Source organism: Virgibacillus sp. DJP39, from assembly GCF_049310925.1.
Classification (GTDB): Bacteria; Bacillota; Bacilli; order Bacillales; family Amphibacillaceae; genus Virgibacillus_F.
In genome coordinates, this window is record NZ_JBMERP010000002.1 from 106871 (window position 1) to 130898 (window position 24028).

General features: G+C 36.0%; 29 protein-coding genes. All 29 read left to right on the forward strand.

Features of this window, described 5'->3' with window-relative positions:
- Positions 1-6: 6 nt before the first annotated feature.
- The 29 genes from fliG to ACOI1D_RS01620 all read left to right on the forward strand — a co-directional run bounded on the left by fliG (position 7) and on the right by ACOI1D_RS01620 (position 24028).
- The gene (gene fliG / locus ACOI1D_RS01480) at positions 7-1020 is read left to right on the forward strand and encodes a flagellar motor switch protein FliG (protein WP_422498636.1); all 1014 of its coding nucleotides are present in this window, start codon (positions 7-9) and stop codon (positions 1018-1020) included.
- Entirely contained in the window at positions 1013-1774 is a 762-nt protein-coding gene (fliH, locus tag ACOI1D_RS01485; RefSeq protein ID WP_422498638.1) for a flagellar assembly protein FliH, read from the forward strand. The genes fliG and fliH overlap by 8 nt, the downstream gene beginning before the upstream one ends.
- Complete coding sequence (gene fliI, locus ACOI1D_RS01490) at positions 1775-3094, forward strand: flagellar protein export ATPase FliI (protein WP_422498641.1); 1320 nt, start codon at positions 1775-1777, stop codon at positions 3092-3094.
- Positions 3094-3540, forward strand: a complete 447-nt coding sequence (gene fliJ, locus ACOI1D_RS01495) for a flagellar export protein FliJ (RefSeq protein ID WP_422498643.1) — start codon at positions 3094-3096, stop codon at positions 3538-3540. The genes fliI and fliJ overlap by 1 nt, the downstream gene beginning before the upstream one ends.
- A gap of 5 nt (positions 3541-3545) precedes the next feature.
- The gene (locus ACOI1D_RS01500) at positions 3546-4154 is read left to right on the forward strand and encodes a MotE family protein (protein WP_422498645.1); all 609 of its coding nucleotides are present in this window, start codon (positions 3546-3548) and stop codon (positions 4152-4154) included.
- Between the two features lie 29 nt (positions 4155-4183).
- Positions 4184-5500, forward strand: a complete 1317-nt coding sequence (locus ACOI1D_RS01505) for a flagellar hook-length control protein FliK (protein ID WP_422498648.1) — start codon at positions 4184-4186, stop codon at positions 5498-5500.
- Between the two features lie 9 nt (positions 5501-5509).
- Positions 5510-6010: a flagellar hook assembly protein FlgD gene (gene flgD, locus ACOI1D_RS01510; protein WP_422498772.1), complete on the forward strand. Its 501-nt coding sequence runs from the start codon at positions 5510-5512 to the stop codon at positions 6008-6010.
- A gap of 2 nt (positions 6011-6012) precedes the next feature.
- Positions 6013-6390 carry a TIGR02530 family flagellar biosynthesis protein gene (locus tag ACOI1D_RS01515; RefSeq protein WP_422498650.1) on the forward strand — a complete coding sequence of 126 codons (378 nt, stop codon included), beginning with the start codon at positions 6013-6015 and terminating at the stop codon, positions 6388-6390.
- Between the two features lie 85 nt (positions 6391-6475).
- On the forward strand, positions 6476-7273 hold the full coding sequence (gene flgG, locus ACOI1D_RS01520) for a flagellar basal body rod protein FlgG (RefSeq protein ID WP_422498652.1): 798 nt from the start codon (positions 6476-6478) through the stop codon (positions 7271-7273).
- Positions 7274-7332: 59 nt separating this feature from the next.
- Positions 7333-7551, forward strand: coding sequence for a flagellar FlbD family protein (locus ACOI1D_RS01525; protein ID WP_422498654.1), 219 nt, complete (start codon positions 7333-7335; stop codon positions 7549-7551).
- Positions 7544-7966, forward strand: a complete 423-nt coding sequence (gene fliL, locus ACOI1D_RS01530; RefSeq protein WP_422498656.1) for a flagellar basal body-associated protein FliL — start codon at positions 7544-7546, stop codon at positions 7964-7966. Before ACOI1D_RS01525 ends, fliL begins: the two co-directional genes overlap by 8 nt.
- 35 nt (positions 7967-8001) lie before the next feature.
- On the forward strand, positions 8002-8997 hold the full coding sequence (gene fliM / locus ACOI1D_RS01535; protein WP_422498658.1) for a flagellar motor switch protein FliM: 996 nt from the start codon (positions 8002-8004) through the stop codon (positions 8995-8997).
- Positions 8987-10147 (forward strand): flagellar motor switch phosphatase FliY, encoded by a 1161-nt coding sequence (fliY, locus tag ACOI1D_RS01540; protein WP_422498660.1) that lies wholly within the window; start codon positions 8987-8989, stop codon positions 10145-10147. Before fliM ends, fliY begins: the two co-directional genes overlap by 11 nt.
- Positions 10148-10168: 21 nt before the next feature.
- The gene (locus tag ACOI1D_RS01545) at positions 10169-10531 is read left to right on the forward strand and encodes a response regulator (protein WP_422498662.1); all 363 of its coding nucleotides are present in this window, start codon (positions 10169-10171) and stop codon (positions 10529-10531) included.
- A gap of 7 nt (positions 10532-10538) precedes the next feature.
- Positions 10539-11198 carry a flagellar biosynthetic protein FliO gene (locus ACOI1D_RS01550; RefSeq protein WP_422498664.1) on the forward strand — a complete coding sequence of 220 codons (660 nt, stop codon included), beginning with the start codon at positions 10539-10541 and terminating at the stop codon, positions 11196-11198.
- The gene (gene fliP / locus ACOI1D_RS01555; protein ID WP_422498666.1) at positions 11191-11856 is read left to right on the forward strand and encodes a flagellar type III secretion system pore protein FliP; all 666 of its coding nucleotides are present in this window, start codon (positions 11191-11193) and stop codon (positions 11854-11856) included. The genes ACOI1D_RS01550 and fliP overlap by 8 nt, the downstream gene beginning before the upstream one ends.
- Before the next feature lie 45 nt (positions 11857-11901).
- Positions 11902-12171: a flagellar biosynthesis protein FliQ gene (gene fliQ, locus ACOI1D_RS01560; RefSeq protein WP_422498668.1), complete on the forward strand. Its 270-nt coding sequence runs from the start codon at positions 11902-11904 to the stop codon at positions 12169-12171.
- Between the two features lie 3 nt (positions 12172-12174).
- Positions 12175-12954: a flagellar biosynthetic protein FliR gene (gene fliR, locus ACOI1D_RS01565; protein WP_422498671.1), complete on the forward strand. Its 780-nt coding sequence runs from the start codon at positions 12175-12177 to the stop codon at positions 12952-12954.
- Between the two features lies 1 nt (position 12955).
- The gene (flhB, locus tag ACOI1D_RS01570) at positions 12956-14035 is read left to right on the forward strand and encodes a flagellar biosynthesis protein FlhB (protein WP_422498774.1); all 1080 of its coding nucleotides are present in this window, start codon (positions 12956-12958) and stop codon (positions 14033-14035) included.
- Positions 14036-14050: 15 nt separating this feature from the next.
- Positions 14051-16084, forward strand: coding sequence for a flagellar biosynthesis protein FlhA (gene flhA / locus ACOI1D_RS01575; RefSeq protein WP_422498673.1), 2034 nt, complete (start codon positions 14051-14053; stop codon positions 16082-16084).
- Positions 16081-17205, forward strand: coding sequence for a flagellar biosynthesis protein FlhF (gene flhF / locus ACOI1D_RS01580; protein WP_422498675.1), 1125 nt, complete (start codon positions 16081-16083; stop codon positions 17203-17205). Before flhA ends, flhF begins: the two co-directional genes overlap by 4 nt.
- On the forward strand, positions 17198-18061 hold the full coding sequence (locus ACOI1D_RS01585; protein ID WP_422498677.1) for a MinD/ParA family protein: 864 nt from the start codon (positions 17198-17200) through the stop codon (positions 18059-18061). The genes flhF and ACOI1D_RS01585 overlap by 8 nt, the downstream gene beginning before the upstream one ends.
- Before the next feature lie 7 nt (positions 18062-18068).
- Positions 18069-19142: a protein-glutamate methylesterase/protein-glutamine glutaminase gene (locus tag ACOI1D_RS01590; protein ID WP_422498680.1), complete on the forward strand. Its 1074-nt coding sequence runs from the start codon at positions 18069-18071 to the stop codon at positions 19140-19142.
- 1 nt (position 19143) lies between these two features.
- A complete protein-coding gene (locus ACOI1D_RS01595; RefSeq protein ID WP_422498682.1) occupies positions 19144-21177 on the forward strand; it encodes a chemotaxis protein CheA in 2034 nt (677 codons plus the stop codon).
- Positions 21178-21201: 24 nt separating this feature from the next.
- Positions 21202-21672, forward strand: coding sequence for a chemotaxis protein CheW (locus ACOI1D_RS01600; protein ID WP_422498685.1), 471 nt, complete (start codon positions 21202-21204; stop codon positions 21670-21672).
- Between the two features lie 6 nt (positions 21673-21678).
- Positions 21679-22317, forward strand: a complete 639-nt coding sequence (locus ACOI1D_RS01605) for a chemotaxis protein CheC (RefSeq protein ID WP_422498687.1) — start codon at positions 21679-21681, stop codon at positions 22315-22317.
- On the forward strand, positions 22310-22807 hold the full coding sequence (locus ACOI1D_RS01610; RefSeq protein WP_422498689.1) for a chemotaxis protein CheD: 498 nt from the start codon (positions 22310-22312) through the stop codon (positions 22805-22807). The genes ACOI1D_RS01605 and ACOI1D_RS01610 overlap by 8 nt, the downstream gene beginning before the upstream one ends.
- 38 nt (positions 22808-22845) lie before the next feature.
- Entirely contained in the window at positions 22846-23616 is a 771-nt protein-coding gene (locus ACOI1D_RS01615; protein WP_422498691.1) for a FliA/WhiG family RNA polymerase sigma factor, read from the forward strand.
- A 103-nt stretch (positions 23617-23719) separates the two neighbouring features.
- A complete protein-coding gene (locus ACOI1D_RS01620) occupies positions 23720-24028 on the forward strand; it encodes a hypothetical protein (protein WP_422498693.1) in 309 nt (102 codons plus the stop codon).

A 24028-nucleotide genomic window follows, 5' to 3' on the forward strand; every position in this document is an offset into this window, starting at 1 on the left:
TTAATAATGGCACGCACAAAACAAGAATTAACCGGGAAGCAAAGAGCAGCAATATTATTAATTTCTCTAGGGCCAGATGTATCTGCACAGGTTTACAAGCACTTATCAGAAGAAGAAATTGAAAAACTCAGTTTGGAAATTTCTTCTGTAAAGAAGGTCGAATCAAAACTTAAAGAGGATGTTTTAGAGCAATTTCACCAAATAGCTCTTGCACAGGATTTTATTTCACAGGGTGGAATAGGCTATGCGAAGACAGTTCTGGAAAAAGCTTTTGGCAAGCAAGAAGCGTCAAGTATCATCAACAGATTAACTTCTTCAGTCCAGGTAAGACCTTTTGATTTTGCTCGTAATGCGGACCCGCAACAGGTGCTTAATTTTATTCAAAGTGAACATCCTCAAACAATTGCCTTAGTCTTATCTTATCTTGACCCTGAACAGGCAGGAATAATACTGTCAGCATTGCCACAGGAAATGCAAGCAGATATTGCTAGGCGGATTGCCACTATGGACTCGACTTCACCCGAAATAATTAGTCAGGTAGAACAGGTGTTAGAAAGGAATATATCTACTTCGTTAACTGAGGATTATACGCAAACTGGTGGCCTTCAATCTGTTGTTGAAGTATTAAATGGTGTTGATAGAAGTACAGAGAGAACTATATTGGATGCACTGGAGATACAGGATCCTGAGTTAGCTGATGAAATTAAAAAACGTATGTTTGTCTTTGAAGATATTATTATTTTAGACAATCGTGCTATACAACGAATTATACGTGAGGTGGAGAACGAAGACTTAAGGTTATCACTTAAAGTATCAAGTGATGAAGTTAAGGACCTTGTCTTTAAAAACATGTCACAACGAATGGCTGATACGTTTAAAGATGAAATGGAATACATGGGTCCAGTACGCCTGCGTGACGTAGAAGAGGCACAATCCAGAATTGTAGCCGTCATCCGCCGTTTGGAAGAAGTTGGAGAGATCGTTATCGCACGAGGTGGAGGTGACGATATAATTGTCTAACAACAACCTGAACGATATTTATAAACAGAAACAAATTAAGATTAAACCAGTAGAATTATATAAAAAAGAACCTGTGTCTATATCACCAACTGAATCAATTGATGAACAATTAAGAGCAAAAGAACAAGAATTACAAGAGTTAAACAAAAAGTCGGTTCAAATTAAGCAGGAAATTGAAGCGCAATTAGCAAAAACGCAGGAAAAGATTAAGGTTGAAAAGGAAAAATGGGATGAGGAAAAAAGACAACTTGTAGAAGAAACGAAAAAACAAGCAAGTGAAGAAGGTTTTCTATCTGGAAAGCAGGAAAGTTTGAATTATTATGCTGAACTACTTAATAAGGCAACAGAAATCGTTGACTCTGCGAGTGATGATTACCATGCAACAATAGAAAGCAGCGAGGAAACAATATTAAAACTTGCAGTTGATTCAGCAGAGAAAATTCTACTCAGCGAGCTTGACCACAAGCCGGAAAAATTCATGCACATTATTAAAGCAGCAATTAAGGGTATCAAGGAACAATCAATCGTTTCGATTTACGTACATCCTGACAATTATAGATTAGTGTTAAGTCAAAAAGACGAACTAAGCAGATTGCTAGAATCAGATTCTAAGCTTTCTATATATGTCAAAGACGATGTAACGGTAAACAGTTGTCTGATCGAGCATCCTTTTGGTCAAATAGATGCTAGTATAGACATTCAATTAAAGCAGCTACGTGCAATTCTACATGAAGTCTACATGGAGAACAGGTAAATGGAAGTAGAAAAGTATTTAGAAGCAATTGACCATGCAAATACATATAAAAAGTTTGGAAAAGTGTTGCGTGTTGTAGGGTTAATGATTGAATCCCGTGGTCCAGAAGCTAATATAGGAGAGGTTTGTTATATCCATAGTGCTTTAATGAGTAAAAAACCAATACTAGCAGAGGTTGTTGGATTTCATAACGAGAAAATAGTTCTCATGCCATATTCCGCTGTAACTGAACTAGGCCCTGGTTGCTTAGTGGAATCAACCGGTAAACCATTAACAATAAAAATTGGTCGGGGCTTAATAGGAAAGGTGGTTGATTCTATTGGTAAACCGTTGGATGAAACGAAACTACCAAAAGGATTATCAAATTTCACAACTGAACAAATGCCTCCAAACCCGTTATCAAGACCAAGAATCACAGAAGCAATTCAAGTAGGCGTTAAAGCGATTGATACACTACTTACGGTAGGTAAAGGACAAAGGGTTGGCATATTTGCTGGAAGTGGCGTTGGGAAAAGCACCCTGCTCGGGATGATTGCCAGAAACAGTGATGCTGATATCAATGTGATTGCATTGATAGGAGAAAGAGGAAGAGAAGTAAGAGAGTTTATAGAGAAAGACCTAGGAGAAGAAGGATTAAAAAAGTCCATTGTAATAGTAGCAACTTCTGATCAGCCTGCACTCATGAGAATTAAGGGAGCATATACCGCAACAGCAATCAGTGAGTACTTTAGGGATTTAGGCTATCATGTCAATTTAATGATGGATTCGGTTACTAGAGTTGCTATGGCACAACGAGAGGTAGGGTTAGCAACTGGTGAGCCCCCTACAACCAAGGGTTATACACCTTCAGTATTCGCTGTTCTACCTAAATTACTGGAAAGAACAGGTACTAGTGCAGACGGAACGATAACAGCCTTTTACACAGTTTTAGTAGACGGTGATGATATGAATGAACCGATAGCCGATACAGTGAGAGGAATACTTGATGGGCACTTTGTTCTTGATAGAAAGTTAGCCGAACAAGGACAATTTCCAGCAATTAATATATTGAAATCCATCAGCAGGGTAATGACACAAATAGCAGACAAAGACCATCTTGAAACTGCTCAACAAATCCGCTCGCTACTTGCAATATATGAAGAAAATAGTGAACTAATACAAATAGGAGCCTATAAACGTGGGACCAATCAGGAAATAGACCGCGCAATTGCATTTCATCCTAAAATACAGAAATTTTTGAAACAGGACATTTTAGAGCATCTATCTATAAATGATTCAATTAAAAATATGAAAGCAATTCTTTCAGGAGGGATTAGTTAATGGGCGAAATTCTAGCTTTATCAAAAATACTCAATATACGAGAAAGAGAAAAGAATGATGCCCAGAAAATCTATCGCCAATCAATTGAATATTTTGAAGGGGTTGCCACTCAGCTTTACAATTTGCTTAAAAGAAAAGAAGAAGCAGAGGGCATACAGGAAAAGTACTTACAAAATACTATTCCTATCGACAAAATTAGAGAACAACTAATCTATATTGAAAATTTAAGTAAGCAAATTACTCAACTTCAAAAAGAAGTGCAATCTGCAAGAAGTGAAATGGAGTCAAAGCAGGAAAAACTAAGTGAAGCACATGTCGAGGTTAAGAAATTCGAAAAGATTATAACGTTCCGACAAAATGAACAAGAAGAAATCATTAAGAAAAACGAGAAGCTGATGATGGACGAAATATCAGTTCAGCAATACTTAAATCAAAAAAACAGGTGAATGCAGTGACTAAGAATTCTGATAATAAAATTAAAACTAAATCAAACCCAATCCTTTGGTTTCTTTTCGCAATAATTGTTCCTTTGGTAGTTGCTGTAACAATTATTGGTATAATTTTTTCGGTGGCCGGTTTTAATGTTATCGATTGGGTAAAGACCACCGGTAACAGTATTCCAGTTGTTTCTTCAGTTATAGATACAGAAGAGGAAAAAACCCAGCAACGAACTAAGGATGACTATAAAGACAAGATTAATAAAAAAGATGAAAAAATAAATGAACTTAAAAAAGAAGTTGGAACCCTTGAAGGCACGGTTGAACGCCTAGAACAGGAAATAATAAAGTTAGAGAGTGCTGATTCACCAAAATTGATTGATGAAACCGCAGAGGAAAGTTCTAATGAGAACGAAAAGAACAGTCAATTAAAGTCCTTAATTGCATCTTTTGAAAAAATCGACCCAGAAAAAACAGCACTAATTTTAAAAGATCTAGAAGAGGGAATTGTAATAGCTATATTAAAAGGATTACCTGAAGATATACGTGCGGCAATTTTTGAAGAAATGGAACCAGAACAAGCCGCTCAGTATACTAAAGCCTATCTAAATAGCAGAAGTTAAACTTTTAATAATTGAAGGGAGGTGAAAAGATGAATACGACTGGTGTACAAGTACAAATGCCGCTTCAGGGAAAAACAATTGCACGGGAAAAGATACCTAGTGAACTTTCTGGTGTATTTAAAAATTTACTTTCAAATATAAAACTGCCTGTAGCAACAGAAGCTAAACTGGTTGAAACAAAAGTGCCGATTGAACAGAAGAACCATGAAGACCCTCTGCAAGGATTGCTCGACAGCCTTCCGGAAGAATTAAAAGCAAAGCTCGTAACATTGTTAAATGACAAAACAGAAATTAAAGAAATTCATCAAGCAATAGAAGGTATGAATTTGCCAGAGAAATTACTTGAACAATTAAAGGAATTACTTCAGCCAATTAAAATTAATACCAAATTAAGCCCAGTACAATCTGATGTTGATATGGCGACAATTATACTGAATGTTAATCCGACCACTACTCAGCCAAGCCAAAAAGAGATCATACTACAACTTGAAGAAGTAAGTAAAAAAGCAGAGTTGCTGCTGTCTGGCATTGCTGATTCAAAAAGCACAAAAAAACTTGCAGCAGAAATTCAAAAGCTTTTGGAACGATGGACAAGTTTAGACAAAAAGTTGTCTGGTTCCAATGAATTAAAGACGCAAATTGGAAGCCAAGCAACTTCAAATGCGTCAAAAGCACAAAATGTTTGGCATGAGTTAATTAACACATATCAAAAAAGGAATCAACTTGTCACATCACAGCAATATAATTCAAGTGCAAAAGTAACGAGTGGTGATGTAGCAAAATGGATTGACAACGCACTCACAAAAACTACTGGAGCTGATTCTTCCATAGTGACACAAGCTAACTTGACATCAATGCCTGCAACTAAGGTGGAGCAATATGTTATTCACTTAAATCAGTCACAGACTAACCAAAGTAAGGGGCAACAGTTGGTAGAAAAATTTCAAAAGGTTGTTCAATCGAGTAAATTTCTTACAATGAACAACGGTTCGACACAATTATCTCTGTCTTTGCGACCAGCAAATCTTGGAGAAATGATGGTTAAGCTTACTCAGATCAATGGTGAAATGACAGTGAAAATCATTGTGGCATCTGCCGCTGCTCGCGATATGCTGGAGTCTAATATGCAACAGCTTAAGCATATGTTTTCGCCACAACAAGTTGTAATTGAAAAGCAGGATATCCATACAAACCAGACACAAAGTATGCAACAGAACAAAGACCAGCAAGCGATGAATAAAGAGAACCAAAGCCAATCCGAACAATCTGAAAGCGATGAACAAAAACAATCAAATGATGATTTTGAAAAACAATTTCACGAAATACTAATGAATGAGAAAGTGTAGGTGATTGATTTGGCAAGAATTGATCCATCTTATTATTTACAAAACCAGCCTACATCAAGACAACCCAGTCCAGAATTAGGTAAAGACGAATTTTTGCAGATATTAATGACACAACTGCAAAACCAGGACCCTACTAAACCAATGGATGATCGTGAATTTATTTCGCAGATGGCTACATTTTCATCGTTAGAACAAATGACGAACATGTCGCAATCAATTGATACATTGGTACAAAGCCAAATGGTTTCTCCAGTTATTAAGTATAGTCATATGATTGGTAAAGATGTATCTTATCAAAATTATGATGAAGAAACCGGGAAAAAATTAGACATTGGATCTAGTAAAGTAATTGCAGTTAGTCAGCAAGAGGGTTGGGCAGTACTAGAATTAGAAAATGGTAAAAAGGTATATGCCGATGCCATTTTGGAAATTAGAGACCCGAGTGCAAGTGTAAATGAAAACACTGAATCTACGGTAGAGGGACCGGTTAAGACAGAAGGAAGTGAATAATTATGGATCATCGCATCCTTCAAACACAATCACATGCCTTGCAATTTCCGAATACACGAAAGCCTGTATTACAACAACAAGAAACATCGAACAATTTCAAAGATATGCTTATAGATGCTCAGTTAGTAAAGGTTAGCAAACATGCAAAAGAACGTTTGCAGGAAAGAAATATAACGATTAACGATAAGCAATGGCAATTAATCACAGAAAAAATGGTCGAGGCAAAAAATAAAGGCATTACAGATTCACTAGTTGTAACAGATAATGCAGCACTTCTTGTAAGTACAAAAAACCATACAGTAGTTACAGCAATGGATCGAGAAGAAGCGACAAACAAAATTTTTACGAACATTAACGGAACCATTTTAATTAACGAATAGGCTGGACCCAAGACTTGGGAGGCCAAGAAGCTGTTGACTGATTGATACAGCTTACTACATTTAACCAATGAAGGGATGAAAAGTTATGTTGCGTTCCATGTATGCAGGTATTTCAGGTATGAAGGGGTTTCAAGCAAAACTAGATGTTATAGGTAACAATATTGCAAACGTAAATACAGTTGGATTTAAAAAAGGAAGAGTGACATTCCAGGATATGATGAGTCAAACTACTTCCGGAGCTCAAGGACCAACCGCCACTCGTGGTGGTGTCAATGCTGCGCAGGTCGGATTAGGGTCACAGTTAGGATCAATTGACAATATTCACACGCAAGGGTTTCGTCAAACAACAAATAATCCACTAGATTTAGCATTAGAGGGAGACGGAATGTTTGCACTAGAAGCAAGTGGAGAAACCATGTATACACGGGCTGGAAACTTCTATTTAGATAGTGAAGGAAGCGTTGTGAATGCAGACGGCTACTATCTATTACAGCAAGACGGAACATCACATATAGAAATTCCGGATGATGCACAAAGCTTTAGCATTCAGACTAACGGAACAGTAAATTATATTGATGCTACTGGTGCAACACAAACGGCTGGGCAGATTGGGGTAGCAAATTTTTCCAACCCAGCCGGTCTACAAAAAGCTGGTAGTAACCTATTTCTAAATTCAGAAAACGCTGGTTTAGCTGCTGCATTGCGTGTACCTGAATCGGCTGGTACTGCTTCCATCATCAGTGGTTCCCTTGAAATGTCAAACGTAGACTTGGCAGAGGAATTCACGGAAATGATCACTGCACAGCGTGGATTTCAGGCAAACACAAGAATTATTACAACTTCTGATGAGATACTACAGGAGCTTGTTAATCTAAAACGATAGATGAGGAGGTAGGGGATGTTGCGGTGTAGGATACTACTCGCACATCCCCCCACCATATTATGATTCAATTAACACGATTAAACGATGATTTATTTACGTTGAACGCTATCATGATTGAGCAGATACAATCCCATCCGGATACAACAATTACACTGATAAACGGTAAGAAAATTGTTGTGAAGGAACCTGAAAACGAGGTTACTAGTTTGGTAGCAAGTTTCTATCGTAAACTTGGAATTAGAGAATGTGTAAAAAGGGTTGGTGGTGAAAATGAGTAGCGGTTTAGTGAAAACAATGGTTACCTCACTAATCATTATTTTGCTTGGTGGCGTAGTTGCACTCGTAGTTGTACTTAATATGACTGGGGATAAACAAAAAGGTAATGCACAATCTATCGATGAGATTGTAGAACATTCCTATAAATCAACAGAAATAACGACTGATTTACAGGGTGGAAACTTTGTACGAATCCAATTTCAGATTGTAACAGGTAGTGAGGATGCAAAAGAAGAAGTGGAAAAAAGAGAGTTTCAGCTGAGAAATATTCTTATTAAAGAGCTATCTAAGATGAACGCAGAAGATTTTAAGTCTGGATTAGAAAACTTGGAAGATATTGTCAAACTCAGACTTAATGAGGTAATGACTAGTGGGAAAATTACTGATGTTGTTACTATTAATAAGATATTGCAATGACTATAAATACTCCATAATGGAGGTGAGGTTTTTACGTGGAAGAAGTATTATCACAAAACGAGATTGATGCGTTATTGTCAGCCATTTCATCTGGTGAAATGAATGCAGATGAATTAAAAAAAGAAGAAAAAGAGAAGAAAGTTCGAGTCTATGATTTTAAAAGAGCACTACGTTTTTCTAAAGATCAAGTTAGAAGTCTATCAAGGATACACGAAAATTATGCCCGCTTATTAACTACATTTTTTTCGGCACAACTTAGAACCTATGTGAACATAACTGTTGCCTCAGTGGATCAAATTCCGTATGAAGAATTTATTCGGTCTGTACCTAAGATGACTATTTTAAACATTTACAGTGTTGCTCCATTAGAGGGTCGTATACTGATGGAAGTAAATCCTAATATTGCGTATGGCATGCTTGATAGGGTTTTAGGTGGTAAAGGAAGCAGTGTGAATAAAGTTGATAATTTAACAGAAATTGAAACCATGTTAATGTCTCAACTGTTTGAGAAAGCAATTGTTAATCTCCAGGAAGCATGGTCTTCATTAGTAGAAATTGATCCAGTTTTGGAAGAATTCGAAGTAAATCCACAGTTTTTACAAATGGTCTCGCCTAATGAAACTGTTATCATTGTGTCTTTAAATACCAATATTGGTGAGACTAGTGGCTTGATTAATATTTGTATTCCACATATTGTACTGGAACCAATTATTCCTAAATTATCCGTACACTACTGGATGCAAACTTCCACCAAAAACAGAGACCCGGAAACCTACGACAAGCTTACAGAAAATATAAAACTAACGAAGGTTGAAGCAAAAGCAGTGTTAGGTGAAACAACGATTAACATTGAAGAATTCTTAGGGATGAAAAACGGTGACATTATGAATTTAAGCCAAGCTATAGATGATCCTTTAACGTTGGAAATTAATAATGAACCCAAATTTTACGTCCAACCAGGTAGACTACGGAATAAATTATCCGTACAAGTATTAGGAGAAATAGAGGGGGGAAACAGGGATGATGAGTGATGGCATGCTTTCCCAGGATGAAATTGACGCACTACTAAAAGTAGGGCAAGACGATGATGAGTTTGAAAACAAAGAAACAAACAATATAGATACATCTAATTACTTGACTAGCATCGAAGTAGACGCGCTCGGCGAAATAGGTAACATATCTTTTGGGAGCTCTGCAACTACACTATCTACTTTACTTAATCAAAAAGTTGAGATAACAACTCCAGAGGTGACTGTAATTAAACAGGAAGATGTCACAGACGAATTCACTTTTGATCATTTAAGTGTAAAAGTAGAATATGTAGATGGATTTATTGGACAAAACGTTTTTGTTATCAAGTCGGAAGATGCATCAATAATATCTGATATTATGCTTGGTGGCGATGGTACTAATCCATCAGAAGAATTAACTGACATACACGTAAGTGCTGTTCAGGAGGCAATGAATCAAATGATGGGTGCTGCTGCAACCAGCATGTCGACCATATTTAATAAAAAAATTGATATATCACCACCAACTGTAAAAAAACAACAGGCTTCTAACAATAAAAGTATTGATTTGAATGAATCAAATGACGTCTTTGTTAAAGTTTCCTTTCAATTAAAGGTAGGAACTCTAATTGACTCAAACATTATGCAGTTAATTCCAATTCCATTTGCAAATCAACTGGTTGAAGAGTTAATGAAACAATCACAACAGGAATCAAAGGAAGAACAGGCCGCTGCAGTTGAACAAGTGGAGAGAGAAAAAGCGAGTGAGCAAACTTCACAGACTCAAAAACAGGAAACAGTACAACAGTCGAGTCAGAAATTCCTTGGTAAAAATGCTGCCCAATCTTCAAACAACGTTCATCAAGCAACATTTTCTCAATTTGAACAAGTGGAACTTAGTAGTAACGAGCAACGGAACCTGGATTTACTCTTGGATATACCTTTAAAGGTTTCAGTCGAACTTGGACGTACAAAGAGAACAATAAAAGACGTACTGGATTTGTCTCCTGGCGCAATAATTGAATTAGACAAATTAGCAGGAGAACCAGTAGACATATTTGTGAACGACAAGCTAATTGCTAAAGGTGAAGTTGTAGTTATAGATGAAAACTTTGGGGTACGTCTAACAGATATCCTCAGTCAGTCTGAAAGGCTAAAGAAACTAAAATAAAACTATCAGGAGGAAAAACTAATGGGACAGCGTATATTAATTGTTGACGATGCAGCTTTTATGAGAATGATGATAAAAGATATTTTAAGTAAAAATGGATTTGATGTGGTTGGGGAAGCACAAGACGGTGCTGAAGCTATTGAAAAATATAATGAACTACAACCAGATTTGGTAACCATGGATATTACAATGCCAGAAATGGATGGTATAACTTCTTTAAAAAAAATAAAAGAAGAAAATCCGCAGGCGAAAATAATTATGTGCTCAGCAATGGGACAGCAAGCTATGGTCATTGATGCTATCCAGGCTGGGGCAAAGGACTTTATTGTTAAACCATTCCAAGCTGACCGCGTAATTGAAGCAATACAAAAGGCTTTAGACTAAAAAGCGAATGAATATGCTACTTAAAAAAATCGGGATTTGTATTTGCTTAATAAGTGCATACTTTCTGGGGTTTGGATATACCTTACAGGTTTCTGCGGCCGAACCAAATGCTAAGGAATGTTTGGAAAAAGAAGTTGATTGTAATGAGTTAAAAAATAATAGTACTGATGGAACGACAAATATTGTAGGTAAGAATGAAGACAGTTCTATCGTATTTGATTTAGTGAAAATGGTTTTTGCTTTAATACTTGTTTTAGCACTCATCTATTTATTATTAAAGTTTTTAAGTAAACGAAATAAAGTTTTTCAACAGGTTAGAGCTCTTGAAAATATAGGCGGAATTTCTGTAGGGCAAAACAAATCTATTCAAATAATACGTATTTCTAACCGAATATACATAGTTGGTGTTGGTGAAAATGTAGAATTACTACATGAGATTACAAGTGAAAAAGAAAAGGACGAATTACTAAATCTAAATCAAACAAATGAATTTCAGGCAGGTTCGTTAATTTCTTCTTTTTTCAAGCAGAAGAACAATAATGATCATTCAACAACTCAAACGAAAACCGATTTTAAAAATCTTTTTACAACAGAGCTTGATAAATTAAAAGATGGCAGAAGCAAGTTAATTAATCACCATAAACGAAAAGGTGATAAAGATGAATGAATTTGTAGATATGTTTTCCAGTTCAAACCCAGAGTCTGTTGCAACGTCTGTAAAGTTATTATTACTATTAACTGTATTGTCACTCGCACCAAGTATATTAATCTTAATGACTAGTTTTACAAGAATTATTATTGTACTATCCTTTGTTCGAACGTCTCTGGCAACACAACAAATGCCCCCGAACCAGGTACTGATTGGACTTGCTTTGTTTTTAACATTTTTCATAATGGCACCAACATTTAATGAAGTTAATGAAGAGGCACTTCAGCCTCTTTTCAATGAAGAAATAGGTTTGGACGAGGCATATGATCGTGCTAGTGCACCAATGAAGGATTTCATGGCAGCAAACACAAGACAAAAAGACTTGGCTCTATTTATGAATTATGCGGAAATGGACAAACCAGAAACAGTGCAGGATATACCCATGACCACATTAGTGCCAGCTTATGCAATTAGTGAATTGAAAACGGCTTTTCAGATGGGTTTTATGATATTCGTACCATTTTTAATAATTGATATGGCAGTTGCTAGTGTTCTAATGTCAATGGGTATGATGATGCTTCCACCTGTTATGATTTCGTTGCCATTTAAGATTTTATTATTTGTGTTAGTTGATGGCTGGTATCTTATCACCCGTTCATTACTAGAGGGATTCTAATGAATAAATACGGTAGTTTTTTAATGTATAGAGGGGATGGTTTGTATGAGTAGTGAATTTGTTTTAACACTAGCAGAAAAAGGCATTTATACGATATTACTTGTTTCTGGACCTTTATTAATACTGGCGCTGGCAATTGGGCTCTTAGTGAGTATTTTCCAGGCGACCACACAGATTCAGGAACAAACACTAGCATTCATTCCAAAAATTGTCTCTGTCTTTCTTGGATTAATTTTCTTTGGACCATGGATGTTAACAAAAATGGTCGAGTTTACAGCTGATATATATCAAAATTTAAATCAGTTTGTTGGGTAAAGCATGTTAGATATTATAAATTTAGCAAGTATACCCACATTTTTATTAATATTTGTTCGAGTAACAGCCTTTTTTGTTGCCTTACCACTTTTTTCATACAAAACTATACCGAATCATTTTAAAATAGGCTTTAGTTTTTTTCTTGCATTCATTATGTTTTACACTGTTGAATCTCCAATAATACCTATTGATGATACATTTGTTCTGTTACTTGTTAAAGAAGCGATTGTGGGATTGTTAATTGGTCTATTAGCTTATATTATACTGTCCGCAATTCAAATAGCAGGTGGTTTGATAGATTTTCAAATGGGATTTGCAATCGCAAACGTAATTGATCCACAAACAGGAGCACAAAGCCCTTTAACTGGTCAATATTTTTACATTATTGCACTTTTATTCTTATTATCGGTTAATGGGCACCATTTGTTTATAGATGGAATCTTTTTTAGTTACAATTTAATACCCATTGATGTTTTCGTACCTTTTCAAAATGAATCTTTAGTGAACTTTGTAATTGAAACCTTTAATAAAATGTTTGTTATAGCCTTTCAAATGGCTATCCCAATTGTAGGATGCTTATTTTTAGTCGATGTTGCACTTGGGATTATTGCACGAACTGTTCCTCAACTAAACGTTTTCGTGGTAGGCTTACCACTTAAAATATTTGTAAGCTTTGTTGCAATGTTGTTTTTTTTAAGCTTATATATGGTCTTGGTGAAAAGCTTGTTTGAAACAATGTTTAATGCCATGCATCATTTAATGCAGTTAATGGGAGGGGCTTAACATTCAATTAAAATTGGATCTTCAATTTTTTGCAGGTGAAAAGACAGAAAAAGCAACCCCCAAAAAAAGACAAGATTCCAGAAAAAAAGGACAGGTTGCAAAAAGCCAGGACATTAACACGGCATTCCTCTTATTTTTTTGTTTTTTACTCTTATCTGTGTTTGGAAGTAATATGGGATCAGGTCTTACGGCGCTATACAAAACAGCTTTCACTGAATATATTCACTGGGACTTAACAGAAAGTAATGTCCACCAGGTTTTTGTGGAAGGAACCATTGAAACTGCAAAAATCATTGCACCAATAATGGGGATCGCTATCGTCGCTGGATTGGTATCGAATTTTACACAAATTGGTTTCTTATTTACAACAGAACCACTGAAAATAGATTTGAAAAAGTTAGACCCAATCCAGGGTGCAAAAAGAATATTTTCTGCCCGTGCATTAGTTGAGTTAGCAAAATCTTTATTTAAAATTGTTTTTATGGGTCTTATAACGTTTGGGCTTATATGGTTTTATAAAGACGACATGATGATGATCTCGTTTAAAACTGCTGAAAGTGCTTTATCCTTTTTCGGTCAAATTACTATTATAATGGGGATTGCAGCAGCGCTTACGTTATTATTTATTGCAGTATTTGACTATGCTTATCAAAAGTTTGATTTCGAGAAAAATATAAAAATGTCAAAGAATGATATCAAAGATGAGCACAAAAATATGGAGGGTGACCCCTTAATAAAATCAAAAATCAAGGAGAAGCAAAGGCAAATGGCAGCCAGGAGGATGATGAGTGAGGTTCCGACGGCTGACGTGGTTATTACAAACCCAACTCATTTTGCGATTGCAATTAAATATGATGAAGCGAAAGCAAGCGCTCCATTCGTAGTAGCAAAAGGAATGGACCATACCGCACTTCGAATCAAAGAAATTGCAAAAAAAAATCATGTTATGACTGTCGAAAATAGACAATTAGCACGAGCGCTATACAGTGCAATTGACATTGGTAATAGTATACCAGAAGAATATTTTCAGGCTGTTGCCGAGGTTTTAGCTTATGTCTATCGATTAGAGAAGAAAGTATAGGTAGGGGGGAAATCCATGAAGGCACGAGATTTATCGGTTTTATTAGGCGTAATTTTAATCATTACAATGCTTGTCGTCCCACTACCGGGATGGCTATTGAGTATTCTAATTTTATGCAACATTATTCTAGCTCTTATTGTTATTTTAGTATCAATGAATACACAGGAAGCATTACAATTCTCTATATTTCCATCCCTATTGTTATTATTAACTCTCTTTCGATTAGCATTAAACGTCTCGACGACCAGATCAATTCTTTCTGACGGTGATGCTGGAGGCGTTGTGGAAACATTCGGTTCATTTGTAATTGGTGGCAACCCCTTGGTGGGTTTTGTTGTATTTATCATACTTGTTATTATTCAGTTTTTAGTTATCACAAAAGGTGCAGAACGTGTTTCTGAAGTTGCAGCTAGATTTTCCTTAGATGCAATGCCAGGAAAACAAATGAGTATAGATGCTGACCTAAATGCCGGTTTAATTTCCGAACATCAAGCTAAAGAGCGCAGGGAAAAAGTAGAAAATGAAGCTGATTTTCACGGTGCGATGGATGGAGCGAGTAAGTTCGTAAAAGGAGATGCAATCGCAGGGATTATTATCGTACTCATTAATATTGTGTTTGGAATAATCATTGGTATGCTTCAAATGGAGATGTCGTTTCAGGAATCACTGGATACATTTATGCGCCTAACGATTGGTGATGGGTTAGTAAGTCAAATACCTGCACTATTGATTGCAACTGCTACAGGTATAATTGTTACACGTGCTTCCTCAAAAGGGAATTTGGGTACTGATGTTACCGGTCAGTTACTGCAATATCCTAAACTTTTATTCATTGCGGCAGGAGCTATTTTTCTACTAGGATTGACTCCAATTAACTTTTTATTAACCACATCGTTGGCAGCGTTGTTGGCATTAAGTGGCTATATGTTACTAAAACAAGCAGAAAAAGTTGAAGAACCAGATATTGAGGAAGAGGAACAGTCAGAAAGTTCTGCAATGAAATCCCCCGAAAATGTAGTGAATCTATTAAACATGGATCCAATCGAATTTGAATTTGGATATGCACTGATACCATTAGTTGATGCGAGTCAAGGTGGTGACCTACTTGATAGAGTTATTATGATCCGGAGACAGTTAGCTATTGAACTTGGTGTTGTGATTCCGGTTGTTCGTATACGCGACAATATTCAGCTTAACCCTAACGAGTATCGATTGAAAATTAAAGGAAATGAAGTTGCTTTCGGAGAGCTCTTGCTTGACCACTTTTTAGCTATGACCCCTGGTTTGGACGACGACGACCTGGAGGGAATTGACACAAAGGAACCTGCATTCGGTCTTCCTGCAAAATGGATAAGTGAAGAAGTGAAGGATGAGGCTGAGCTGTCAGGTTACACTGTTGTTGATCCCCCATCAGTTGTGTCAACACACATAACAGAGGTAATAAAGAAACATGCACATACTTTATTGGGTCGACAGGAAACGAAACAATTGATTGATCACTTAAAGGAAAGCTATCCAATTCTAGTTGAAGAGGTAACACCAGAGCCGTTGTCATTTGGAGAAGTACAAAAAGTGTTGGCCAAATTATTAAGAGAAAATGTTTCTATCCGCAACTTACCAATTATCTTTGAAACGTTAGCTGACTTTGCAAAAATGACAAATGATACAGATTTGTTAGCAGAGTATGCCAGACAATCATTATCACAGCAAATCACCAAGCAATATGTACATGACGACATGTCGTTGAAAGTTATTACTGTTTCTGGGGCTGTCGAGAAAATGATAGCCGAGAATATCCAGCAAACAGAACATGGAAACTATTTATCTCTCGATCCAGATTCACAGCAGCTAATTATAAAAACAGTAAGTGAAGAGGTAGAAAGAATAGCATTGCAGGAAGATACTGCAATATTATTGTGCTCACCTGCAGTACGAATGTATCTAAAACAATTAGTTGAGCGGTTTTTACCTCAAGTTGTTGTATTGTCATACAATGAGCTTGAACCAAGTGTCCAAGTACAAAGTGTAGGGGTGGTGAATGTAGCATGAGAGTAAAAAAATATGTAGCGGCAACTATGCCGGAAGCTATGCATCAAATTCGCAAGGAACTTGGTGTCGATGCGGTAATACTAAATTCAAAAGAAGTTAGAAACGGAAAACTTTTTGGTTTATTTAAAAAAAGAAACATCGAAGTGATTGCAGCGCTTGATCCAGAGCCGAAAATGCCAAAGCCAAAAGTGAAGAATGAATTACCTGACATAAATATAGATAAAAAAACCGGAAATTCTCATGTGAAAAATGACTCCAATGTGCTTAACGAAATTAAACAACTCAAGAAATTAGTTGAGTTTCAAAATCAACAGGTCAAATCAAAGTTCAGTACACAGTACAATATTGTTTATCAACACTTAATGTCCCAGGAAGTTTCAGAATCGTTAGCGGCGGAAATTGTCAATTCTATTATTGAAAAGCATGGAGAAAACAATGATTTTGATCAACATACTATCTTTCAGGACACAATGAAAGAAATTACGAATCGTATTTCCTCCCTTTCGTTTGAAGGAATTACGTATGACAAAAAAATCATTCATTTTGTAGGGCCAACTGGAGTCGGTAAAACGACCTCGATCGCAAAAGTTGCTGCAAAAAGTATGTTAAAGGATCAGAAAAAGGTTGCATTCATTACTGCTGATACGTATAGAATCGCAGCTATCGAACAGTTAAAAACGTATGCTCAAATACTCGATGTACCTTTAGAGGTAGCTTATGATATTAAAGATTATAAGAATGCGGTGGAAAAGTTTTCCGATTTTGATTTGATACTTGTTGATACAGCAGGCCGAAACTTTCGTGATGAAAGATTTGTACATGAATTGAAGCAAAGCATTGATTTTAATAACGAAATTGAAACATACCTTGTGTTATCTTTAACTGCAAAACCGAATGATTTACAAAAAATTAGTGAACAGTTTAAACATATTCCTATAAAAGAGTATATCTTTACCAAAATTGATGAAACAAGACAATATGGCAGTATGCTAAACATTGCACTTGCAAACAAAACAGGAATTGCCTATATGACAAATGGTCAGGATGTACCTGATGATATCATAAAACCTAACCCTCAAAAAATTAGTGAGTATATAGTTGGTGAATACCGTGATGAATGATCAAGCAATGAGTTTACGCCGCAAGCTGCAGCAAGTAAACGATCCAAGGCAAGCAAAAACAATCTCGATTGTAAGTGGTAAGGGAGGAGTGGGGAAATCTAACTTCGCTTTAAATTTTTCACTTGAACTTTTAAAAAACAACAAAAAGGTTCTGCTGTTTGATCTTGATGTAGGAATGGGTAACATTGATATTTTGGTGGGACTAAATGCCAAAAGAACTATAGTTGATATGTTTGATGAAAAGCTTGGAATTCATGACATTATTGAAAAAGGTCCTGGCAATTTGTCCTATATTGCAGCAGGTAACGGTCTTTCTAGTCTGTTCATTTTAGATAATGACAAAAAAGATTACTTTTTGGAACAGTATAATGAATTAGTGCAGTTATATGATTACATTGTTTTTGACATGGGAGCTGGTGCAACAAGAGAGGGCTTATTTTTTATTCTAGCTTCAGATGAATGTATTGTTATAACTACTCCAGAGCCTACATCTATAACAGACGCATACGGAATGATTAAACACATCGTAAACAATCAAGGAAATATGCCGATATATGTGGTAATGAATCGCTCATTCACAAAAAAAACAGGTACAAAAGCACTAGATAGATTCCAACGAATTATAAAGCAATTCCTGACTATTGAAATACAACAAATGGGAATCTTACCGGATGACAGAACTGTGTCAACGGCTGTAACCAGACAAATACCATATACACTTTTAGATAAAAATGCTCCAATTTCACAAGCAATGAAACAACTTGTATCTAATTATTCACAAACCTCATATTCAACAAAAACGCAAGAGACGACATCATTCGTACAAAGAATAAAGAGATTTTTGATCGAGAGGTGAATGAGATATGTACAAAACGCAAACGCGTGTTTTAGTAATAGATGATTCGGCATTTATGCGGAAGATGATAACCGATTTACTATCTAGTAACGAACAAATAGAAGTTGTAGGAACAGCAAGAAATGGTGAAGACGGTTTAAAAAAGATAAAAGAGTTGTCACCTCATGTTGTTACATTAGATGTAGAAATGCCTGTGATGGACGGTATTGCGACTTTGAAAAATATTATGGATACGAATCCCATTCCGGTTATTATGCTCTCAAGTATTACGAAGGAAGGATCAACTAAAACGATACAAGCTATTTCAAACGGTGCAGTTGATTTCATCCAAAAACCTTCTGGTTCTATATCACTTGATATTGACAAAATCAAGGAAGAATTAATTAAGAAGGTAATTGCTGCAGCGAATGTAAAAGTCTCAAAGCATCCAAAGAGTACAGAAGATGTAGACTTTAAAACAGCAGTTAATCAAACGTTTAAAAATTCCCATGCTCAGACTATTGTTGCAATCGGGACTTCTACAGGCGGTCCAAGAGCACTGCAACGTGTATTGACAGATTTACCAGATGACTTTACAACCCCGATTGTAATTGTTCAACATATGCCACCAGGTTTTACAAAGTCTCTTGCAGATCGATTAAATACCCTAACCAAAATACATATTAAAGAAGCAACACATGGAGAAATCATTCAAAAATCAACTGTTTATATAGCTCCTGGTGATTTTCATTTAAAGATAAGAAAAATGGGTACATCTTTTGCTGTTGAATTATCAAAAGAAGCGGAACGCAGTGGTCATCGGCCATCCGTAGATGTTTTATTTGAATCATTAGCCGAAATACCTAATGTAAACAAAATAGCAGTTCTTTTAACAGGGATGGGAAATGATGGTTCAAAAGGACTGCAACGCCTTAAGGAAAAAGATTCAAGCACGGTTGTTGTTGCAGAAAATGAAGAATCATCAATTGTATATGGAATGCCTAAGGCAGCTATAAAAACTAATACAGTTAATCATATTGTACATCTACATCAGGTCGGACATACAATTTCCAATTTAATTAAAAAACCAAGGGGGATGTAAGATGGATACAACGCAATACTTAGATGTATTTATAGATGAAAGTAATGAACACCTTGAGGCCCTATACAAACACTTGTTAGCTCTAGAAAAAAATCCTAAGGAAAAATCAATTATAGGTGAAATTTTTAGATCTGCCCATACACTTAAAGGTATGTCTGCCACAATGGGGTTTAGTGATTTGGCAAATTTAACACATCAACTGGAAAACGTTTTCGATGGTATTAGGTATGATAAAATTTCAATTAAAACGGAAACTATGGATGCTTTATTTGAAGCAGTAGATCATTTAAATGCTATGGTTGAAAATATTAGAGATGGAGGGAAAGGAGAACGTGATGTTAAGCAGATTGTTTCTATTTTAAAAAAAGTGGAACATGATGACCAGGATATCACCGATTCAGAACAGTCTTATATAGAACCGACGGAAGTAGTTAATTCACTTCAATCCATCTCAACCTTAGATGAATTTGAACTCTCTATTTTAAATGAATCAGCAGAAAGAGGATATACAAATTATGAAATTACTGTCCACTTAAGGGAAGATTGTCTTCTAAAGGGTGCGAGGGTGTTCATGATTTTTGAGGTCCTTGAAAAATTGGGTGAAGTAATTAAAGCTGATCCCCCTGTTAATGAGTTGGAAGAAGAGAATTTCGAATATTCATTCAGTGTATTATTCATATCTGAAAGCAGCAAAACAGATATAGAAGCAAATATTAACAAGGTTTCAGAAATCGAAAATGTAATTGTAAATTCATTTTCAGTCAAAGCTTATAAGGAAAAGCAGCAAATAACACCTTCCGAAATAGTTGCCGAACAAAAACAGACGAGTGCGACAGTAGAAAACAAAAGTGAACCTGCCACAAACAATAATAAAAGAACTTCTAGTAAGACAATTCGAGTTAATATTGAGCGATTAGATGTTTTAATGAATTTATTTGAAGAATTGGTAATTGATCGTGGAAGGTTAGAACAGATTTCGTCAGAGTTAAACAATAATGACTTACAGGAAACTGTTGAAAGAATGTCTCGAGTATCAAGTGATTTGCAGAGTATCATATTGACTATGCGTATGGTCCCCGTTGATCAGGTTTTCAGTCGTTTTCCAAGAATGATACGACAACTAGCACGTGATCTTGGCAAAGATGTAGACGTTGAAATTGTTGGTGCTGAAACAGAATTGGACCGTACGGTAATTGACGAAATTGGTGACCCTCTAGTTCACTTAATACGAAATGCAATGGATCACGGGATTGAAATTCCAAGTACTCGAAAAGAAAAAGGAAAGCCTGAAAAAGGAACAGTTAAATTACAGGCATACCATAGTGGGAATCATGTATTTATCGAAATTTCCGATGATGGTGCGGGCATTGATAAAGATAAGGTTTTAAACAAAGCTATTTCGAATGGGGTAATTGCTGAGGCCCAGGTAGAAACTTTAACGGAACAACAGGTTTATGAACTTATTATGGCAAGTGGTTTCTCAACAGCAGACACAATTTCGGATATATCTGGTCGTGGTGTTGGATTAGATGTCGTTAAGAACACAATAGAGTCACTCGGTGGAAGTATTACAATTGATGCAACTCTAGGACAAGGATCTACTTTCTCTGTTCAATTACCGTTGACTCTATCAATTATGTCCGTTCTGTTAGTAGAATTAAGTGAAGAGAAATATGCAATCCCATTATCATCTATTATAGAGACGGCGATAATCCATAAAGATCAAATTATGCAAGCCCATAATAAAAAAGTTATTGATTTTCGTGGGAAGGTTGTACCACTGGCATTTTTAAATGACATTTTTGATGTTGAGAATAAAAAAAATACAACTGATTCTGACTATCTATCTATCGTAATTGTAAAAAAAGGTAATAAATCAGCAGGATTAGTTGTGGATTCATTCATTGGTCAACAGGAAGTAGTGTTAAAGTCACTAGGTAACTATTTAACCAATGTTTTTGCCATTTCGGGGGCAACAATACTTGGGGATGGTCAGGTAGCTTTAATTATCGATAGTAATGCTTTAGTGAAATAGGAAGTTACATAAGGAGGAATAAAAATGGAAAACCAAACGAATTTGGATAAAAAAGTAATCGTCTTTCAGCTTAATGAAGAAGAATATGCCGTATCTGTCACACAAGTAGGTTCGATTGAACGAATGCAACCGATAACCCGGGTTCCACAAACTGCAAACTTTGTAAAAGGTGTCATCAATCTTCGTGGTGTTGTTACACCCATCATTGATCTTCGTATTCGCTTTGGAGTTGAACCAGTTGCCTTTCAGGAATCAACCAGAATAATAATTGTTTATATGAATGATCTGGAAGTTGGGTTAATCGTAGATGCTGCCAACGATGTAATAGACATACCTGAGAGTAGTATTGAACCACCTCCAGAAGTAGTAGGAACTGTTGATGTGGATTATATTGAGGGTGTAGCTAAATTAGATAATCGGTTATTAATTTTGTTGGATTTACAAAAGGTCCTATCGCAGCATGAAATGGAAGTACTACAAAACGTGGAAGGTTAGGGGAATATGGATTTTACCAATGGTTTAACTAGTGTTCAAATGGACGTTTTACGAGAAATTGGCAATATTGGTGCGGGAAATGCTGCCACTTCATTGTCAAAGCTTTTAAACAAGAAAATAGATATGCATGTGCCAGCTGTCAAAATTATCCCGTTTGACGATGTAATGGATATAATAGGTGGTCCTGAAAATTTAATTGTAGCAATCATGATCCGTGTACAGGGGAATGCACCAGGAACTGTATTTTTCCTATTAACTGCTGAAGAGGCTGAAAATCTTGTTGGTCAAATAACATCCGACCGGGAGTTTAGAATTTTTAATGCGGAACCGCCAAGCGAACTTGCTATATCAGCTCTTCAGGAAGTTGGTAATATATTAGCAGGATCTTATTTAACAGCGCTTTCCGATTTCACCTCAATTAATATGCAACCTTCTGTACCATCTTTAAGTATTGATATGGCAGGAGCAATATTGACTGCGGGGTTATTGGAGTTTTCTCAAATTATGGATTATGCCATTATCATTGATACAACTATTAATGAAACAGAATCTTCAAGCGGTGTGAATGGTAAGTTCTTTTTGCTACCGGACCCAGACTCTTTTGACCAAATATTTAAATCACTAGGAATTGACGATTATGAATGAAATACAAACTGTTATAAAAGTAGGGATAGCCGATTTAAAGTTGGTTAAGGCTCCGGACGTCGTACGTACTTCAGGATTAGGATCCTGTGTTGGGGTAGTTATTTATGATTTGCGTAAGAAGATTGGGGGATTAGCCCATGTCATGTTACCAGATTCAGCAATAGGCAAGAAGGACAATATCAATATTTATAAGTATGCTGATACAGCGATTGATAGTTTAGTAAATCAATTATATTCTTTAGGGGTCCAAAAAAAGTCTTTGCAGGCAAAATTAGCTGGAGGATCACAAATGTTTCAATTCGCCACCTCATCCAATATGATGCGGATCGGTCCTAGAAACGTGGAAGCAGTTGAAGAAAAATTGAGTGAGCACAAAATACCAATAATTTCTTCTGATGTAGGAGGAAATTGCGGGAGAACAATTGAATTTGATCCGAATTCAGGTAAACTAAAGGTACGAACCGTTCACAAGGGAGAAACTTTTATATAGGTTTCTTTTAATTCCAGACTAAGGGAGGAGCACATAATATGAATACAGATAACTCTCCTCTAGAGAAGGAGCTGTGGGACAAATGGTTGTCTGATCAAGACTCCGATTCAGCTAATGAGCTAATAAAAAACTACCTGTACCTAGTAAATTTTCATGTGGAACGAATTGCAAGTCATCTACCTAAAAATGTTAGTAAAGATGATCTGAAAAGCTTTGGATTATTGGGGTTGTACGATGCGCTTAAGAAATTTGAAACTAGTAGAGATTTGAAGTTTGACACGTATGCCTCTTTCAGAATTAGGGGAGCTATTATAGATGGACTTAGGAAAGAAGATTGGCTTCCTAGATCCATTCGTGAGAAAACAAAGAAAATTGAGCAGGTATCCCAATATTTGGAGCAAAAATATCAACGCAAACCTTCTTCTAGTGAAATTGCAAAGGAATTGAACATGACTGCATTAGAAGTTGAAACGAATACTATGGATTCCCTTTTTGCTAATGTCTTGTCAATAGAGGAGAAGCCAAAAGATGGCTTTAATGATCATAAAGAGGGTATTGGATATTCAATCACAGATAATGATACGTCGGTTTCACCTGATGGACATTTACTAACTAAAGAGATAAAAAAAGAATTAGTAACAAGTATTAAATCACTAAATGAAAATGAACAAATGGTAATTAGTCTGTTTTATAATGAAGAACTTACGTTGACTGAAATTGGACAAGTACTAGAGTTGACAACATCAAGAATCTCGCAAATACATAAAAAAGCTATTTTTAAACTAAGAAATACATTAGCTAAGATGTAGCTTTGAATACATATGGCAGATTTCCAGCATCATGCAGGTGATTTTAATTAAAGTAATATTGTTATTTCAGCAATGACAATTTTAAGTGAAGGATGTGGTTCTATTGAGTTGGAAATCGATAGAAATGCAGGTCGCACTACCACGTACACAGGATGCTGGCAAAATGCAGGAACAGATGATGAAACAGAGCCAGTATCTTCAAGATGCTTTAGCTGATAAACAACTAAAGCAAAGTGATCTGAACCGTAAGCGGGTTGCTAATTCTGAAGAAACTTCGCATATTAAAACATTTAACGATCAAAATCAGTCTAATGATGACATACAAGAACATTCTAACGGCAAACCTAAAGACAGTGGCTCACCGACGGATCAACACCCATATTTAGGAAAGAGTATAGATTTTAAAGGATAG

Excerpts from the sequence above, each read along its gene's own strand:
- ACOI1D_RS01545 (WP_422498662.1), top strand. The coding sequence starts at position 10,169 with ATGGGACAGCGTATATTAATTGTTGACGATGCAGCTTTTATGAGAATG.
- ACOI1D_RS01590 (WP_422498680.1), top strand. The coding sequence starts at position 18,069 with ATGTACAAAACGCAAACGCGTGTTTTAGTAATAGATGATTCGGCATTT.
- fliL (WP_422498656.1), top strand. The coding sequence starts at position 7,544 with ATGAGTAGCGGTTTAGTGAAAACAATGGTTACCTCACTAATCATTATT.
- ACOI1D_RS01585 (WP_422498677.1), top strand. The coding sequence starts at position 17,198 with ATGAATGATCAAGCAATGAGTTTACGCCGCAAGCTGCAGCAAGTAAAC.
- flhF (WP_422498675.1), top strand. The coding sequence starts at position 16,081 with ATGAGAGTAAAAAAATATGTAGCGGCAACTATGCCGGAAGCTATGCAT.
- flgG (WP_422498652.1), top strand. The coding sequence starts at position 6,476 with ATGTTGCGTTCCATGTATGCAGGTATTTCAGGTATGAAGGGGTTTCAA.
- fliY (WP_422498660.1), top strand. The coding sequence starts at position 8,987 with ATGATGAGTGATGGCATGCTTTCCCAGGATGAAATTGACGCACTACTA.
- fliI (WP_422498641.1), top strand. The coding sequence starts at position 1,775 with ATGGAAGTAGAAAAGTATTTAGAAGCAATTGACCATGCAAATACATAT.
- ACOI1D_RS01595 (WP_422498682.1), top strand. The coding sequence starts at position 19,144 with ATGGATACAACGCAATACTTAGATGTATTTATAGATGAAAGTAATGAA.
- ACOI1D_RS01605 (WP_422498687.1), top strand. The coding sequence starts at position 21,679 with ATGGATTTTACCAATGGTTTAACTAGTGTTCAAATGGACGTTTTACGA.
- ACOI1D_RS01505 (WP_422498648.1), top strand. The coding sequence starts at position 4,184 with ATGAATACGACTGGTGTACAAGTACAAATGCCGCTTCAGGGAAAAACA.
- fliQ (WP_422498668.1), top strand. The coding sequence starts at position 11,902 with ATGAGTAGTGAATTTGTTTTAACACTAGCAGAAAAAGGCATTTATACG.
- ACOI1D_RS01610 (WP_422498689.1), top strand. The coding sequence starts at position 22,310 with ATGAATGAAATACAAACTGTTATAAAAGTAGGGATAGCCGATTTAAAG.
- ACOI1D_RS01515 (WP_422498650.1), top strand. The coding sequence starts at position 6,013 with ATGGATCATCGCATCCTTCAAACACAATCACATGCCTTGCAATTTCCG.
- flhA (WP_422498673.1), top strand. The coding sequence starts at position 14,051 with ATGAAGGCACGAGATTTATCGGTTTTATTAGGCGTAATTTTAATCATT.
- fliJ (WP_422498643.1), top strand. The coding sequence starts at position 3,094 with ATGGGCGAAATTCTAGCTTTATCAAAAATACTCAATATACGAGAAAGA.
- fliR (WP_422498671.1), top strand. The coding sequence starts at position 12,175 with ATGTTAGATATTATAAATTTAGCAAGTATACCCACATTTTTATTAATA.
- ACOI1D_RS01550 (WP_422498664.1), top strand. The coding sequence starts at position 10,539 with ATGAATATGCTACTTAAAAAAATCGGGATTTGTATTTGCTTAATAAGT.
- ACOI1D_RS01615 (WP_422498691.1), top strand. The coding sequence starts at position 22,846 with ATGAATACAGATAACTCTCCTCTAGAGAAGGAGCTGTGGGACAAATGG.
- ACOI1D_RS01525 (WP_422498654.1), top strand. The coding sequence starts at position 7,333 with ATGATTCAATTAACACGATTAAACGATGATTTATTTACGTTGAACGCT.
- fliP (WP_422498666.1), top strand. The coding sequence starts at position 11,191 with ATGAATGAATTTGTAGATATGTTTTCCAGTTCAAACCCAGAGTCTGTT.
- fliG (WP_422498636.1), top strand. The coding sequence starts at position 7 with ATGGCACGCACAAAACAAGAATTAACCGGGAAGCAAAGAGCAGCAATA.
- ACOI1D_RS01600 (WP_422498685.1), top strand. The coding sequence starts at position 21,202 with ATGGAAAACCAAACGAATTTGGATAAAAAAGTAATCGTCTTTCAGCTT.